Raw genomic sequence first — 1,051 nt, 5'->3', positions numbered from 1 at the left:
GGCGTTCGAGGTCGCGCAGCCCCGTGATCCGGCGCGGGTTCCCGGACGGCACGGCCACCACGACGTGGTTGCGGGCGAAGACGCGGGGGTCGACCGCCACGCCGGCGTCCACCACCTGCTGCATGGCCTCCTCGCTCGCGGACGCGAAGACGTTGATGTCGTCCCGCCCCGGTAGCCCGGCGGCGATGGTGTCCGACCGGCCCAGCTCGAGGCTGACGGTGACCCCGGGATGCTCGTCCTCGAAGATGTCGATCATCTCCGTGAACGCCGCGGACAACGACGGGGCGGCCGCGACCCCGATGGTCGTGGTCTCGTCCTCGGGCTCCTCCGTCGCGCAGGCACCGACCACCGTGCACGCCAGGGCGATCGTCAGCACGCTGACCCCCCGGCTCCGGTTCATCGCTCAGCCGCCGGCGAACGGGGGCAGTACATCGATGGCGGAGACGCCGTCGATCGGGGTCTTCGGATCCCGGGTGGTCTCGTCGCCCACCAGGAAGGAGGACACCGTGACGATGCTGGCGAGCGGCTCACCGTGCCGCTCGCACACCTCGCGCGCCAGCTCCCCGACGGTGGTGGCGTGGGTGTGCAGTCGTTCGCGGGCGGTACCGGCGGCGTCCTCCGCCGCGGCGTAGTAGCCCACGGTGATCACCCGCGGCGCTCGTCCCACATCCGGTGTGCTGCTCACATCATCAACTCTATCGCTCGACACTGACACGTCAACCACCAATGGCTCCCATCGACCGCCGCGGCCTGTGGAAGGCCGTACCGCCGATCCCGTGCCCGGCCTGCTTGCCCCACATCGCGCCCCGCCAGACCTCCGCGACCTCGGAGTCCGGGGCGCCCGAGCGCAGCACGCCGAGCACGTCGGTCTCGTCGTCACTGAACAGGCACGACCGCACCGTGCCCTCGGCGGTGAGGCGGGTGCGGTCGCAGGCCGCGCAGAAGTTGCGGGTCACGGTCGCGATCACCCCGACCGTCGCGGGCGCGCCACCGACCGTGTGGCCGGCGACCCGCCACAGCTCGGCCGGCGCCGACGGGTCCTCGCGCCCCG

2 protein-coding genes and 1 pseudogene are annotated in these 1,051 nt (G+C 72.5%); all 3 read right to left on the bottom strand.

Translation table 11 applies throughout. The features are described from left to right. Nucleotides 1-376 (bottom strand): substrate-binding domain-containing protein (locus G6030_RS15260; protein ID WP_347238680.1); only part of this gene is annotated, 376 nt, incomplete at its 3' end. Between the two features lie 27 nt (nt 377-403). Beyond that, nucleotides 404-685, bottom strand: a complete 282-nt coding sequence (locus G6030_RS15255; RefSeq protein ID WP_236885030.1) for a MoaD/ThiS family protein — start codon at nt 683-685, stop codon at nt 404-406. A gap of 31 nt (nt 686-716) precedes the next feature. Next, nucleotides 717-1,051: pseudogene (locus G6030_RS15250) on the bottom strand (cyclic pyranopterin phosphate synthase); the annotation flags it as partial.

The sequence above is a fragment of the Dietzia sp. E1 genome (genome assembly GCF_014145015.1).
In the GTDB taxonomy this organism is placed as follows: domain Bacteria; phylum Actinomycetota; class Actinomycetes; order Mycobacteriales; family Mycobacteriaceae; genus Dietzia; species Dietzia cinnamea_A.
This window is presented reverse-complemented; position numbering and strand designations above follow the sequence as displayed.